The following is a 313-nucleotide window of genomic DNA, read 5'->3' on the forward strand; positions in this document are numbered from 1 at the left end:
AGGAGACTTATTCACAGAGCTGGCCGACGCCAGCATCTGCGCAGGTCACAGCGCCTTCGACAGATGCTGCGAATACGCCTCTGTCTGCTGCATGACTGCAGTATTCCTCGGTCTGCGGTGAGCGCGTCGCCCCTTCGGTGTCCACAGAAATGACATTGGAAGGATCTTGACGCGCGAGGGGCGGGTAGATCGTTGGAATCACACCGATCTGCTGGATCGAATCTGTGGACTGAGGGTCCAATGTCATTCCTGTGGACACCCCGGCGACATAACGCAGGCTTCCTGACGATTCGAGCCCGCCGAACCCTCTTGT

1 protein-coding gene is annotated in these 313 nt (G+C 58.1%); it reads right to left on the minus strand.

What is annotated here, in order from left to right:
* Positions 1-7 precede the first annotated feature (7 nt).
* Positions 8-313 (minus strand): hypothetical protein (locus HMPREF2883_RS15225; protein ID WP_218079125.1); only part of this gene is annotated, 306 nt, incomplete at its 5' end.

It is taken from the genome of Actinomyces sp. HMSC075C01 (assembly GCF_001812965.1).
GTDB classification, from domain to species: Bacteria; Actinomycetota; Actinomycetes; order Actinomycetales; family Actinomycetaceae; genus Actinomyces; species Actinomyces acetigenes.